This window comes from Paenibacillus sp. FSL R5-0378 (assembly GCF_038009285.1).
Lineage (GTDB): Bacteria > Bacillota > Bacilli > Paenibacillales > Paenibacillaceae > Paenibacillus_AQ > Paenibacillus_AQ favisporus.
This window is the reverse complement of the sequence record NZ_JBBPAY010000001.1, coordinates 1141880-1154571: the sequence shown is the minus strand read 5'-3', so window position 1 is coordinate 1154571 and position 12692 is coordinate 1141880. Positions and strand designations below refer to the sequence as shown.

At 55.0% G+C, this 12692-nt stretch carries 10 protein-coding genes; 4 read left to right on the top strand and 6 right to left on the bottom strand.

Annotation, left to right across the window (positions count from 1 at the left end):
• Positions 1–18: 18 nt before the first annotated feature.
• The 3 genes from MKY74_RS05130 to MKY74_RS05120 all read right to left on the bottom strand — a co-directional run bounded on the left by MKY74_RS05130 (position 19) and on the right by MKY74_RS05120 (position 1714).
• Positions 19–243, bottom strand: coding sequence for a cold-shock protein (locus MKY74_RS05130; RefSeq protein ID WP_076172035.1), 225 nt, complete (start codon positions 241–243; stop codon positions 19–21).
• A 101-nt stretch (positions 244–344) separates the two neighbouring features.
• A complete protein-coding gene (locus tag MKY74_RS05125) occupies positions 345–1103 on the bottom strand; it encodes a glycosyltransferase (RefSeq protein ID WP_076172038.1) in 759 nt (252 codons plus the stop codon).
• Between the two features lie 23 nt (positions 1104–1126).
• Entirely contained in the window at positions 1127–1714 is a 588-nt protein-coding gene (locus MKY74_RS05120; RefSeq protein ID WP_076172040.1) for a TetR/AcrR family transcriptional regulator, read from the bottom strand.
• Positions 1715–1976: 262 nt separating this feature from the next.
• Here MKY74_RS05120 and MKY74_RS05115 point away from each other — a divergent pair, with 262 nt between their 5' ends.
• Complete coding sequence (locus tag MKY74_RS05115; RefSeq protein ID WP_076172042.1) at positions 1977–2822, top strand: lipoate--protein ligase family protein; 846 nt, start codon at positions 1977–1979, stop codon at positions 2820–2822.
• Between the two features lie 34 nt (positions 2823–2856).
• On the opposite strand, the gene MKY74_RS05110 is transcribed toward MKY74_RS05115, so the two are convergent.
• Positions 2857–3564, bottom strand: coding sequence for a DUF2294 domain-containing protein (locus MKY74_RS05110; RefSeq protein ID WP_076172045.1), 708 nt, complete (start codon positions 3562–3564; stop codon positions 2857–2859).
• A gap of 372 nt (positions 3565–3936) precedes the next feature.
• On the opposite strand from MKY74_RS05110, the gene MKY74_RS05105 reads away from it, so the two are divergent.
• The 3 genes from MKY74_RS05105 (at position 3937) to MKY74_RS05095 (ending at position 6574) form a co-directional block, all read left to right on the top strand.
• On the top strand, positions 3937–4464 hold the full coding sequence (locus MKY74_RS05105) for a cupin domain-containing protein (protein ID WP_076172047.1): 528 nt from the start codon (positions 3937–3939) through the stop codon (positions 4462–4464).
• Positions 4465–4614: 150 nt separating this feature from the next.
• A complete protein-coding gene (locus MKY74_RS05100; protein ID WP_076172050.1) occupies positions 4615–5301 on the top strand; it encodes a response regulator transcription factor in 687 nt (228 codons plus the stop codon).
• On the top strand, positions 5294–6574 hold the full coding sequence (locus tag MKY74_RS05095) for a sensor histidine kinase (RefSeq protein WP_076172053.1): 1281 nt from the start codon (positions 5294–5296) through the stop codon (positions 6572–6574). Before MKY74_RS05100 ends, MKY74_RS05095 begins: the two co-directional genes overlap by 8 nt.
• A gap of 849 nt (positions 6575–7423) precedes the next feature.
• Here the strand turns inward: MKY74_RS05095 and mprF are convergent.
• Positions 7424–10054, bottom strand: coding sequence for a bifunctional lysylphosphatidylglycerol flippase/synthetase MprF (mprF, locus tag MKY74_RS05090; protein ID WP_445671797.1), 2631 nt, complete (start codon positions 10052–10054; stop codon positions 7424–7426).
• 348 nt (positions 10055–10402) lie between these two features.
• Complete coding sequence (locus MKY74_RS05085) at positions 10403–12562, bottom strand: catalase (protein ID WP_076172059.1); 2160 nt, start codon at positions 12560–12562, stop codon at positions 10403–10405.
• Positions 12563–12692: the final 130 nt, after the last annotated feature.

The window sequence follows — 12692 nt, the reverse complement described above, 5'->3', positions numbered from 1 at the left end:
TGACCGGACGTCGCGCCCTTAAATGAGCGTCCCCTTCTTCAGCATTTTCGTCGGATGGTCGTTGACGACCAGCGGCAGCATCTTCATGCTGCTCACCATTGGAGAGTTGCACTGAACGCAAACCGGCTCCGTTTCAAAAGCAAAGTTGTCTCTCATCCAGCCGTTGCATCCATCGTTTACGCATGACCAGATTAAAGTATCGGCCTCGGGAATTTCCTCGACCACTTTTTTTCCGAAATACATCGCGAACCCTCCCGTTATTTACCTCAGTTCATCGGTGTCCGCTTAGTATGCCCCAGAAATATATATTTATGATAAAAATCGCCTGATAATCCGTAAAACAGTTACCGCTGGATTTCGTAGTACGTTTCGTCCGCGTGCTTGCGGTCCGTTCCTTTCAGATACGCCCATATAATTTTCGGGTTCTTGACGACGGCCCAATCACCGTACTCATCGAATTTCCGGCAGGAGGTCGTCATGCTGGCCTTCGTGACGGTGCCGTACTTCTTCCCCTGCTGCTTGCCCCATTGCTTGAGCCGCTTGGCAAAGTCGGCATCTTCCGCCATCAGCATGTTTTCGTTAAAGCCGCCGATCGCTTCAAAATCCCTCGTGTACCCCCAGAACAGTCCGACGGTGACCAGTCCGTATTTGAACAGAAGGGGCACGATCAGCAGCATCCCGGAGACGATGATACCGAGCGACACCCGCTCAAACTGGCTCCTCACCCCGCCGCCTATCCACTGTCCGGTTGCCAGCAGCCGGTCGATCTCGGTGAGCATGTTGTCCGTCACCCAGCTGTCGGCGTCAATCGTCACGATGATTTCGCCCCTGGCCGCCTGAATCCCGGCGTTGCGGATCTGCGACAGATTTTTGCTGTCGTTCTTCAAAATGACAGCCCCGTACGACGAAGCAACCTCCTCCGTCCGGTCGGTGCACCGGTTTAAGACGGTGATGACCTCTACCTGTCCCGGATAAGGCTCCGCTGCGGCAGCCAGAGAATCAAGGCAGCGCCCGATATAGTTCTCTTCGTTTCTGGCCGGAATAATCACCGAAAATTTAATGTTCCCCGTGTGGTCGGTACCTGCGAACCGCTTTGTTTCCATCAGCCATCTCTCCCTAGGATTGATTACTTGCGAATCCCATCAAGCAGTAACGTGGTGGCTTTACGGAACAGCTCTTTCATCGCTGCCTTGTCCATCAGGTGGTAGCTGTCGCTGAGACCGGAATAATAGCTGAGAATAATAAAGGACAGCTCCTGCACGCTCTCCCCTTTCCATTCCCCGCTGTCCAGTCCGGCCTGGACCAGATCCTCAAATCCCTTCATGTAGTTCTGGATGATCTCCATAAACCGCCGCCCGGCTTCCGAATCGGCACCCACCCGGATCATAAATTCCTCGCCGGCCTTGTTGAGCGGCTTCTGAAGTGTGTCGACAAAATAGTCGGCGTAAGCGTAGAGCTGCTCCGTCGCGGAATGATCTCCTCCGGACTGCTCATGCCAGGTCTGCCAGGAGTTCGTAAACGCCTGCTCCGCCAAGTAGAGAAACAAATCCTCTTTGCTCTGAAAATGGTGGTAGATGCTTCCCTTGCTGCAGCCTGTGGCCTCGCAAATATCCATCATGGACGTTGCGGCATACCCTTTGGCGGCAAACAGCGCCTTAGCTCCCTCGACAATGGTCTGTTTGGTCTGTTCGGCTTCGTATTTACGCTTTTTCATGATCGGAAGGCTCCTTGTTGTTTTAAAACCGACCGTCCGGTTTGTATCCATTATATGGTACCTGCAGGCCTGGCGCAGACTGCTTCTTTGTCTGTTTTTTGACATTTTCGGGCAGCCTGCTCCGTCGGGAAGCCTATGCTCATGCAGTAGCCACGCCGGATCGGTTATGTCATAATCAGGATCAGGGAGATTGTAAAAGGAACGGAATAAACGGTTGGTAACCGGTAGTCCCGGTATCACCTGGGAAAAGGAAGCGGTGCGCATGTTTGAAGATATTACGGAAATAGCGGGGCAGATGCTCATTTTGGACCGGACGGCACAACTGGAGGATGTGGATGCCCTGTATCCATTCGCGATGGACGAGCTGCTGTGCCGGCGCACAGGAGAAGGCGGTCCGCCGTTATGCCATATTTGGCGTCATCCCCGCTCTTTTATTATCGGTCTGAGGGACAGCCGGCTTCCCGGAGCGGAGCAGGCCCGGGTTTGGCTGGAATCGCTCGGGTACCGCACGGCCATCCGCAACTCGGGTGGCGCCGCCGTTCCGCTCGATCCGGACGTGGTCAACGTGTCGCTCATCCTGCCGAAGCGGGGCGCGGGCGATCTCCACTTCCACCGGGACTTCGAGCGGATGTACGCGCTCATCCGGCAGGCGCTGGCCGCCACCGGCCAAACGGTGGACAAAGGAGAAATCGCCGGGGCTTACTGCCCGGGTGACTATGATCTGAGCATCGGCGGACGCAAGTTCTGCGGCATTGCGCAGCGGCGCCAGGCTCATGCCTATGTGATCCAGGCCTTTGTCATCGCAGGCGGATCCGGGCGTGAGCGCGGTCAGCTGGTCAAGTCGTTCTACGACCTGGCTGCAGCCGGGGCCAAAGACGGAGATTACCCGTCCGTTGAGCCCGGTACCATGGCTTCGCTGGACGAGCTGACCGGCATGGGTCCGGGTGCGGCCGATATGTTTGCCGCTTCCGTCAAGGAAGTGGTCCGGAGCCTGCAGACGGCTGCCGGTGTAGCCGAGGCGGCGAGCCGCCTGCACCTGCCGGCCGAGGAGGAAATCCGGGAGATGACGGTCAAGCTGACACACCGCTACACGCCCCGGACGCCATAGGCGCCCCTATAAATTCAAAATCCGCCCGCGAAATTTATCGGGGCGGATTCATGATCAGCAGAAGAATGCTCTTATCCAGCTTATCATTCCAGTCTATAAAGCAATCGGATACCGGCTGATGCAGCAGGCTGTTCAGACGCTTGCTGCGCATAATACACTCTTTTTCCAGTCCGCTCTTCACCGACTTCAGCAAGCGGCCATGGCCCAGCCGGATCAGTGCCTTCTCCAGCTCCAGGTATACGCCGCTTCGCACGACCAGCAGCGTTCTGGAATTGAGCTCAAAGGAATCAATCTGCTCGGGCGATTTTTGAATCTGCTGGCAAATGTGGAGTATTTCCGCTTCCACTTCGGATTTCACAGGGTACTCCCTGTTCACCTCGGTGCCCTGTTTGCCCGCCTCTGCCGATACGACCGCGATCATCCCCGATCTTTTATGGAGATTCCAGTCATAATACACCTCTTCCGGTTTCGATCCGTTCATGATTTCAAGATAACTGATAATTTCGGGAATCACCGCCTGCATCAGATTGGCTCTGGTCTGCACAATCATGTCCTCCTGCTCCTGTTCCAGCAGGATGCGTTCAGACGGCGTCAGGAAGTTGCGCAAATATATCGTAATAAAGGTGTGACCGACAGAAACCACCACGGATTCAGGTCCTTTGCCAAAGTGGTCTCTTAATAGCTTGCTGGTATAGCTGGCAAAGAGCTGATGAAATGGTTGTTGGTTATGTAATTGATCCATTGAATTAGACGCGTCGTTGCGGTACGCTGCTAAACATGATTGCGGCAAGCCGCCATATCGTGTACCCGCAAAAGCGTGTCTTTATATCCCTCCTGATTACGAAATAAGCGGGTGTTTCCCTGTCCCCGGCACAACCTCCCGGGTCCTCAGCAAAACAAAAAGGCCTAACTTTCCCTTTAACAGCAAGAAAAAGTTAGGCCATAAATGACTTTTATCCAAGGATATATTCATTCATTTACCCGACAATATGAAATTGACGTTTACCAGTCTTGATTATAGCATAGGTATCGTTCCAAGAACAACCGCGTTTCATAAAGTGCGAATATGTTTATTTACATTCCAAATGAAAGCAGATGAGCGGAGGTTGACGGCATGAACGGTGCGGAGATCAAAACGATATTTTTTAAGGATGACGGTGTTATTCCGGGCAACCCCAACCTGCCGGTCATCCTATACTTGGGTTCGCTTAAGGATGAACCGGAGGAAACGGAAGCTATCTTTAACCGCAACGGCTGGCTGAACAGCTGGACGAACGGCGTCTTTGATTACCATCATTATCACAGCAATGCGCATGAGGTGCTGGGGGTTATTCGCGGCTCCGCCGTGCTTCAGCTCGGCGGTGAACATGGCCAGAAGTTCGAGCTGACCGCCGGTGACGTGGCCGTCCTTCCGGCCGGAACGGGGCACAAGCGATGCTCTGCCAGCAAGGATTTCAGGGTCGTCGGAGCCTATCCGGACGGCATGGATTACAATCTGTGCACCGGCAAGCCCGGGGAGCGCCCAAAAGTGCTGGAAGACATCGCCCGGGTGCCCCTTCCAAATACCGATCCGCTGTACGGTGCGGCGGGCCCGCTCATGAGTGCCTGGAAACCTCAGCAGCAGACCGGAAATCACACTTAATCCTTCCTTGGACGACCGCTGGTTGAACGAGCCCGTGAAGCGGAATGCATTACAGCTCTGAACAAGTTAAGCCGCAAGCCGTTCCCCATTTGACATTCCTGACAAAATAGGTTTCGATTAGGATCAAACGTCAATTGAGGTGAACATGCCATGCGGCTTCTTGTCATTGAGGACGACAAGCATTTATCTGATACGGTATGCGAGACGACCCGGGACCTGTTTGAGGCCGATCAAGCCTTTGACGGCGAAGAGGGACTGTATCTCGCCCAGCAAAATATATACGATGTCATCATTCTGGATATTATGATGCCGGGTATGAACGGGTACGAAGTGCTGACCCATCTTCGGGAATACGGCATCACCACGCCGGTGCTGATACTGACCGCCAAGGACAGCATCGACGACAAGATTCAGGGCTTCAAGAAGGGGGCCGACGACTATCTCGTCAAGCCGTTCCATCGCGAGGAGCTCCTGCTTCGCCTGGAGGCCATCGTCCGGCGCTCTGTCGGAGGGTTCAGGGAGCACACCCTCTCCTTCAAGGAACTGAAGCTGAATCTGAAGAGCCGAACGGTCAGCATTGGCGAGGAAGCGATCCTGCTGAACGGCAAGCAGATCGACCTGCTGGAATACCTGATGAACAACAAAAATATTATCGTGACCAAAGAACAAATTTTCGACCGGGTCTGGGGTATGGATTCCAGCACCACCAACACGGTGATCGAGGTCTATATCAGCAACCTGCGCAAAAAGTTCAAAGCGGCCGGTTACGACAAATACATCAAGACGATCCGCGGCATGGGGTACATGCTGTCAGAGAACGGTGAAGACCATGAATAAAAACAAAGTGATCCGTCACCAGCAGCTCCGGCTGATTCTGTACAATCTGATCGCATTCACCCTGCTCTTCGGCCTGTTCGGAGTGATCGTATTCGGCCAAATGCGAACGACGCTGTTCGCCAAACCCGACCGGGATCTGACCATGTACAAAAGCATCATCGAAGCCAGATTCGGCGGCAGTCCGCTCAAGGATGGGTCGTCGGAGCGGTTCCGGTTTGGCAGGGTCATGCCCCCTCCAAGCCCCCGGATCATTCCCGTGCAGTGGAACGCCAATGGAGAAATTTCCAACATCCAGCAGATCGGCATGCTGAACTACGAAAATTACGGTTTGGAAAATCTTAAATTCGACCCGTCCACGATCGGCGTCATTTCCAACCTGACCCTGAACGGCACGTACCACTTCCGCACACTGACCGTTCCAGACCCCCTTTTCAAGGGCAGCTACATCCAGCTGCTGGTTGATGTCGATACCGAGCATAATCTGCTGGGCAACTTCAAGCGCATCATCATCATTTGTGCGGCCGTGTTTATCCTGCTGTCGATCACCGCCAGCATCATTTTATCCCGGAAAACGATGAAACCCGTCATCCGCTCCTGGGAGAAGCAGGTGGAGTTTGTGGAGAACGCATCGCATGAACTGCGGACCCCGCTCACCATCATCCAGAACAAACTGGAACTGCTGCAGACCATGCCGGATAAAAAAATCGTAGACACGTTTGAGAACATCGCCTTGTCCCTCTCGGAAACGCGCCGGCTGTCCCGGCTGACGACCGATCTCCTTACGCTCGCCAGAGCCGATTCCACCGAAACCCAGCTGGAGAAGCAGCCGGTCGACATAGACGATTTGATCCACGAAATGTGCAGCCCGTATATCGAAATCGCCGAGCTTTCGGACAAGCATATCTGGTTCCGGCTGACGAGCAAGGCCCGGATCCAGGCGGATCCCGCCCGGCTTCACCAGCTGATGGTCATTCTATTGGACAACGCCCTCAAGTACACGAAAGAGAACGACAGCATCGGCATCAGCACCTATATCAAGGAAAATCGGGTGTTTATCGAAGTCAGCGACACCGGCATCGGCATCAGCGAGGAAGGTCTTCAACGCGTCTTCGACCGGTTTTACCGGGAAGACCGGGCACGCACCAGGGAGAGCGGCGGCTCCGGACTCGGGCTCTCGATTGCCCAGTGGATCGTGCACAGCCATCACGGCACCATCCAGGCGCTTCACAACCATCCGAAGGGCGTCATTATCCGCATCCGTCTGCCTAAATAGCTGCCTCCCTCCGCTCGGGCTTTTCAGGAAATATGTTACCCCCTCGCGTCTTGAACACGAAGATGTAGAACACCCCGACCAAAGCGGACAGAGCCACACACCAACGAACAAGATATCGCGAGCTGACCGCATCATGCTTCGATAGCAAAGCAAGCTTCGCATGAACAACAAAAGAGGCAGTCTGTACCAGCGGCCCTATAAGGGGCCAGGTACGGTCTGCCTCTTTTTATATGAACAATAAAATTAAAATGTCGCAGCCTCCCTTAGGGGCATGGCTGTTTTTTCATATAGGATCACTTTGGTGAAGAGTGGCTGAAGTTTTATCCCGGTTCCCTTTGATGAGGATGATCATTTGCCTTTTGCCACCCACAGTATGGAAAACGGGATCTGTCCTTATACAATGGACACATCCCTATTTTGTCCTACAAAAGAAGGACAAGACATATATATCCTCCTGCATGCGGCCGGGCTCAATATTCCCTATATCTAGTTTCATTATCCAATCTACACCCTATATATAGAAGCGGATGTTTGAGCAAAGGTATGTTACCTCTGTCCACCATTTAAAAGACAAAAACTGAATTTGTTCGTTATACGTAGACAAGATCAAAATACGTAGACAAGATCAAATTAACCGTTACCCCAGCTCTAAATCGTCTAACTCGTCTAAATCGCAAACCATTCAGCTATTCTCTTCTCCGGCATTCTTCAGGTTTTCGGACTGAATTTCCAAATTTACGGCCAGCCTGGCGGTAAGGATGTTCTACGCTGGCTGGCCGATCTCCAAACTTCACAATATAAAATACTGGATCTTTGCCGCCATCCTGAGCAACGCCACGCCTGGCATCCTTATACCCTGCGCGATACGAGCCGCACCAGGTCGACGGTCAGCACCGGCAGGGACACGGAAGCAGGATATGCTAGGAACCGTGGCTCCCATCCTGGCGAAAACTTGCTCTTGTACTTCCGGAGGCCTTTAAATCCGTACCAATGCCCTCCGTACTGGAACACCAGCGCGGCCAGCTTCTCCTCACGCAGAGCGCTCCGGGTCTCGCCCACACTTGCCAGCGGCGCGTTCCCGAGATTAAAGACCTTGTATCCCTGTTCCTTGGACCACTCCAAGAGCTGGACGAACAAATAATCCATCGTCCCGTTCGGAACCTGGCTGCGGTGGCGCATCAGATCGATCGATATCGTCCGTCCGCCGTCATAAGCAGGGGCAAGGGACGCAAAGGCAAAGATGCTCCCTCCAGTCTCCCGCAGCACGGCAATCGGCGCCTCCTGCAAATAGCGCTCGTCAAACCAGCCCAGGGAGAACCCTTTTTCCCGTCTGCCGTGCATCCAGTCGTCCGACACTGCCCGCAGCTCGCGCAGCAGCTCCGGTGCAAAAGGCGGATGAACCACTTCAAACACCGCACCCTCCCGCTCAAAGCGATTGCGTACCGTGCGCAGGTCGGTGTTTTTCTTGCCCGACAGCGTAAACTGATTCAGATGCACCAAGGCTTCTTCCCCAAGCTTGAAAAACCGGTAGCCGAACTCATGATACATCGGCAGATAGCCGGGGGTCGCCTGATAGAAGACCACGGACATCGCGTAGGTATCGGCCATTTGCAGAAACTCGCCCAACGCACCCGGCACCAGCTTCTCCGGACCGAGCGGATCGCCGAGCACGACCAGCTTGTCCCGCGAGCGGGCGTAAGGGATCAGCACTTCGCCATCCGCGGACCAGAAGAAGCTTTTATCCCCCGTAAACAGCATATGGGTCAGCAAATTTCCGTGATGACTCTGCAGATACTGCCGCAGCCTGTCCAGATCGGCCGGTGTCGCCGGGGCCGCGACCTTGCGGCTGGGACGCAGCACGATCAGCATGGTCAGCAGGATCCATGCCCCGGCGAGACCGATCACGGCGGATGCAGCATACGGATTGGAGCCGACCATCCAATGCATCCGCTCCGCTGTCGGCAGGTGGCGGAGCCATCCATGATGGACATGAGCGCCGACCCAGTAATAAGCCAAGGCGATGACCGCCGAGAGCACGTACCATACGGCTGCGCTTCTCCACTCGATCAGGGCGCCCGAGCGATAAAAGCGGGCACGCGAGATCCACAGCATCAGTGCAACGATCAGCAGAAAGATCGCCTCTTCAAAATCAAACGCCTTCGTAAAGGTGAAGACCGCCCCGGCGAACAGCAGCCCGCTCGTCCACAAATACGCCCCGCGGATACGGAGCGAAATGCCCCGGGAGAGGATAATCAGCATAAAGCCGATCATGACCGACAGCAGGTGGGAGATGCGCATGATCGGCATGGACAGCAGTTCCTCCGACAACCGCAGACGATACAGCAGTCCCGGCGTAGCCGCCGACAGCAGCAGAAGAAGACCGCTGACCAGCACGAGCTTGCCAAGCGCCCACACACCCAGATCGCTGAGAAAGCGCATCTGTCCCGGCCAGCGCCACAGCCGCTGCCAGGCGTTCAGCGGAATCTCGATCGCGGTCTCGACCTTCTCCAAGTTGCGTTTCGCTGGACTGCCGAATTCGAAGGCCGCCATGATCAGCCCGATCAGCCAGGGTATAACGTAGTAGAACAGCCGGAACAGCACCAGGACGGCCATCGCCCTTTCGGCGGGAAATCCCATATGCTCAATGCCGAGAAGGACGGTCAGGTCGAACGCGCCGATACCTCCCGGCGCCATACTGAGGATACCAGCAATGGCGGATACGGTATACATGCCCATGACGCCCTGGAAGGTCACGTCATGCAGGACGCTGGCGGCAATCAGCCAAAACGTCACGCCAGCGCAGACCCACTCCAGTAGCGATGCGCACAGAGAGACGGCCACCGTGCTCCACGGCGTTCGGCCCTCCCCTTTGTTGAACCACCGCGCGAATAGCGATGAGCGCTGCATCAGAATAAATAAAGGCAGGTACAGGGCCATCCCCCATACCGCGAATATCAGCCAGCGGTGCTCCCGAATCATTGTGGTTGCCGGGAACACCCCCGTTAGAACACCCCAGGACATGATGGATAGTCCCGTGATGATGACCGGGGACAAAAATACGACCGCAGACGCCATCAGCGAGGGCGCAATGCCGCTCCTTTTATATAGCAAGGTACGGAGACCGGCGCCGGTCAGTCCGGCAAAACCGATAATGTTGTTGAACGTGTTGGCGATCCAGGCATAGCGGAACGTGTTCCACCAGCCAACTTTCAGTTTAAAATGCATGCGGATCATGTAATCGTACAAGCTCATCACCCCGACGGAAAACAGGGAAAAGAGACAGATCCCCACAACGGTGCCCACCGGCAGCAGACGCAGCTCATGGAACGTACGCGCCAGGTGAATCTGCCGCAGCTCCCGCTGCCCCTCCCAATAGACGAGCGCGATCACCGCAAGCGGAATGAGCAGACGAATCGCTTTGATTTCATATATTGAAGCCAGGATACGGAAAAATTTGTACCGCTCCAGCTTTTCCTTCATGTTATGCACCCTTTCAGCAGCGAAAACCCATTGATGTTGGTCCTGACATTCTTCCTTATCCTACCATAAAGCACTCATCCCATCCAAACACGTCCAATGAGCCGGGTTTCTATGGGAAGAGAGGCAAAGAGAGAGATAAGGCGGGAGCGGTAAAGCGGGAGCGGTAAAGCAGGAACGGCAAAGAGAGAGCGGCAAACGGGACGGAACGAACCGCAGCACGAACGGCCAGATTCGGCGCCCCGGTATCGGAACAACGCTGAATGCATAAAAAAATGCATAAAAAAACCGGCCCCGCAACGAGCGGAGCCGGACCATCTTGCTTTATTTATTCTCAATCGATTTACACGTTCACTTCGCTGGAGAAATCATCTGCATTTCCCGGCCCCAATGGCGGTGCAAGGCGATGGCGTCGACCAGCTGCCGGGCAAAAATGCTGCCGTCTTCCGTCTCCTTGCGGATCACCAGTCCGGTATCCTCACCCGGTGACGTCAGATGGCCGGAAGATGCCGAGGCGTCGGCCAAATGAATGCCTGAGCCGGACAGCAGTCCGGCCGCCAGCTCGGAGGCGCCTACCGTTTTGAAGTGGTTGTAGGCTTCCGTCACGAAATTGACCGCCTCTTTGATACCCTGCAGCTTGGCGATACTCTGCTCCCCGCCGGCCACATAGACGGCGTCAAACAGCACAGAGTCAGCCGTCAGGAAGGTATGCATGGCCTCCAGCTGGCTGCCGTCGGTTCCTGCGATCATACCCAGATTCTCGCTGACGACTTCCGGCACGACACCTGCTTCAGCGAAGGCCGCGAGGACAGCCTTCATTTCGCCCGCGTCGAATCCGTCAGCGGCCAGTACCGCCACCTTACGGGTAGCCGGGGACATGGCAGTATGAAGCTGGCTCAGCGCCGGGGAAGCCTGGGTTTCGGCACCTCCTGCCACGGTCGCTCCGGAGGCTTCTTCTCCAGCCTTCGGCGGGTTGACACCAACGCCGAGGGCGATTTGCTCAGCCAGCATCAGATCAACGTTGCCGAACATATCGACAACCTGCTGCTGCACGCTTTTACTTTTCACCTTGCCTACTTCAAAGCGGAAAGCTTTAATAATATGCTGCTTCTCCACGTCGGACATGCTGTTCCAGAACAGCTTGGCCTGGGTATAGTGGTCCTTGAAGCTGTCGCTGCGCGCCCGGACCTTGCGCCCCTCCACTTTTTCCTGATAGTGGGTGTATCCGCCCTCCTGCTCCGAAACCGGACGGGGATCGTTGTTTCCAAGGGAGTTTTTATGATAGCTCGTTTGGCCCCGGTTGATCGTCATGCGGTGGTATCCGTCGCGCTGGTTGTTATGGATCTCCGCCACCGGCCGATTGATCGGAATCTCATGGAAGTTCGGTCCGCCCAGACGGATCAGCTGCGTATCGGTATAAGAGAACAAGCGTCCCTGCAGCAGCGGATCGTTGGAAAAATCGATCCCCGGCACGACGTTGCCCACGTGGAAGGCCGCCTGCTCCGTTTCAGCGAACACATTGTCCACATTGCGGTTCAGTGTCATTTTTCCGATGCGCTGAACGGGAATGAGCTCCTCCGGCCATATTTTGGTCGGGTCGAGAATATCAAAGTCGAAGTTGAACTCCTCATCCTCCCGGATCATTTGCACGCCAAACTCATATTCGGGGTAGTCGCCCATTTCAATCGCTTCCCACAGGTCGCGGCGGTGAAAGTCGGGATCCTTGCCGGCGATTTTCTGCGCTTCGTCCCAGACTAGGGAATGCACGCCCAGCAGCGGCTTCCAGTGGAATTTGACGAAATGCGCTTCGCCCTTGTCATTGACGAGCCGGAAGGTATGTACGCCGAACCCCTCCATCATCCGGTAGCTGCGCGGAATCGCCCGGTCCGACATCGTCCACATGACCATGTGGGCCGATTCCGTGTTATTGGCGACAAAATCCCAATGCGTATCATGGGCCGTCGACGCCTGCGGAATCTCGTTATGGGGCTCAGGCTTGAACGCATGTACCAAATCAGGAAATTTCAGCGCATCCTGAATGAAGAAAACCGGAATGTTGTTGCCCACGAGGTCGAAGTTGCCGTCCTCTGTATAGAACTTGGTGGCAAAACCCCGGGCGTCCCGCACCGTATCAGCCGAACCCCGCGAACCAGCCACGGTTGAGAAACGCACGAACACCGGCGTTTTCATCGACGGGTCCTGCAGAAACTTCGCCTTCGTATACTGCGTCATCGGCTTGTACACCTGAAAATACCCGTGTACACCAAAGCCCCGGGCATGAACCACGCGCTCAGGAATACGCTCATGGTCAAAGTGGGTCATTTTCTCCCGAAAATGAAAATCCTCCATTAACGTCGGCCCGCGTTCGCCTGCTTTGAGCGAATGTTCGTCCTCAGAAACCCGAACGCCCTGGTTCGTAGTCATGGGTTTCCCCGCATCGCTGACGCGGAATTCCTCCAGCTGACTGTCCTTTACATCCTTCTGCGGCTGCTGTTCATTCTTACGGTCCATCAATGCATCCCCTCCTGGTCGGTTACGGACGGTGTCCGAGTATTTACACCCGTTATTACCCGAATGAAAATCCACCCAAACGGGAATGTTAACCTGGACATTTGCGGTACATTCGTTAAAAGCCGTTCTG

Coding starts and splice junctions, on each gene's coding strand:
- MKY74_RS05130 (WP_076172035.1), bottom strand. CDS start 243: ATGTATTTCGGAAAAAAAGTGGTCGAGGAAATTCCCGAGGCCGATACT.
- MKY74_RS05125 (WP_076172038.1), bottom strand. CDS start 1,103: ATGGAAACAAAGCGGTTCGCAGGTACCGACCACACGGGGAACATTAAA.
- MKY74_RS05120 (WP_076172040.1), bottom strand. CDS start 1,714: ATGAAAAAGCGTAAATACGAAGCCGAACAGACCAAACAGACCATTGTC.
- MKY74_RS05115 (WP_076172042.1), top strand. CDS start 1,977: ATGTTTGAAGATATTACGGAAATAGCGGGGCAGATGCTCATTTTGGAC.
- MKY74_RS05110 (WP_076172045.1), bottom strand. CDS start 3,564: ATGGATCAATTACATAACCAACAACCATTTCATCAGCTCTTTGCCAGC.
- MKY74_RS05105 (WP_076172047.1), top strand. CDS start 3,937: ATGAACGGTGCGGAGATCAAAACGATATTTTTTAAGGATGACGGTGTT.
- MKY74_RS05100 (WP_076172050.1), top strand. CDS start 4,615: ATGCGGCTTCTTGTCATTGAGGACGACAAGCATTTATCTGATACGGTA.
- MKY74_RS05095 (WP_076172053.1), top strand. CDS start 5,294: ATGAATAAAAACAAAGTGATCCGTCACCAGCAGCTCCGGCTGATTCTG.
- mprF (WP_445671797.1), bottom strand. CDS start 10,054: ATGAAGGAAAAGCTGGAGCGGTACAAATTTTTCCGTATCCTGGCTTCA.
- MKY74_RS05085 (WP_076172059.1), bottom strand. CDS start 12,562: ATGGACCGTAAGAATGAACAGCAGCCGCAGAAGGATGTAAAGGACAGT.